This window comes from Rahnella sp. RcJ3 (genome assembly GCF_009498575.1).
GTDB lineage: Bacteria > Pseudomonadota > Gammaproteobacteria > Enterobacterales > Enterobacteriaceae > Rahnella > Rahnella aceris.
Window position 1 is genome coordinate 1 of record NZ_QSNX01000052.1, and the last position, 1,136, is coordinate 1,136.

Sequence of the window (1,136 nt, forward strand, 5' to 3'; positions counted from 1 at the left end):
CCCAGGATTAGATACAACCGTCAGTTAGTAATGTCGGTTTGTTTACCTTCACATTTTCCATTTCGCCACCGTGCTGCAAACTCTGATGGCGTCAGATAATTCAGTGCCGAATGTGGACGACACTCGTTATAATCCTGCCTCCAGTCGTTAATGGTTTTCCTGGCGTGAACGATATCGCTGAACCAGTGTTCGTTCAGACACTCATCGCGAAAGCGTCCGTTAAAACTCTCAATAAATCCGTTCTGCGTTGGCTTACCTGGCTGGATAAGCCGTAGTTCCACACCATGCTCAAAGGCCCATTGATCGAGCGCGCGGCAGGTAAATTCCGGGCCCTGATCGGTTCTTATTGTCGCCGGATAGCCCCGAAACAACGCGATGCTGTCCAGAATACGCGTGACCTGAACGCCTGAAATACCGAAAGCAGCGGTGATCGTCAGACACTCCTTCGTGAAATCATCCACACAGGTCAGGCACTTGATCCTGCGACCGTTGACCAGTGCGTCCATAACGAAATCCATCGACCATGTAAGGTTCGGCGCATCCGGGCGAAGAAGCGGAAACCGTTCGGTCGCCAGCCCTTTACGGCGTCGTCTGCGTTTTACGCTCAGTCCATTAAGGTGGTAAATACGGTATACCCGCTTGTGATTGACGTGAAGGCCCTCCCTACGCAGCAACTGCCAGATACGCCGATAACCAAAACGTCTGCGTTCAAGCGCCAGCTCAGTAATACGCCCTGATAAATGTGCATCAGCAGCCGGACGCTGAGCATCATAACGGCAGGTCGACAGGGACAAACCTGTAAGCCTGCAGGCACGACGTTGCGACAGACCGGTCGCATCACACATCAACATCACGGCTTCCCGCTTCTGGTCTGTCGTCAGTACTTTCGCCCCAGAGCCACCTGAAGCGCCTCCTTATCCAGCATGGCTTCGGCAAGCAGCTTCTTGAGCCTGGCGTTCTCTTCCTCAAGCGACTTCAGGCGCTTAACCTCGGGCACCTCCATACCGCCATACTTCTTACGCCAGGTGTAAAAGGTGGCGTCGGAAATGGCGTGCTTACGGCAGAGCTCACGGGCAGAAACCCCGGCTTCAGCCTCGCGGAGGATACTGATGATCTGTTCGTCGGAAAAACGCTTC

Annotated in this window: 1 protein-coding gene; it reads right to left on the reverse strand. The window is 53.9% G+C overall.

Annotated features, from left to right (window positions below; all coding sequences use genetic code 11):
- Positions 1–20: 20 nt before the first annotated feature.
- Positions 21–1,136, reverse strand: a protein-coding gene (locus tag DXU84_RS24910) for an IS3-like element ISRaq1 family transposase (protein ID WP_153376843.1) whose coding sequence is annotated in 2 segments (ribosomal slippage) — positions 21–883 and positions 883–1,136 — 1,117 coding nt annotated over the 2 segments. Because the reading frame shifts where the segments join, the coding sequence is not laid out codon by codon here. This gene is flagged as partial in the annotation.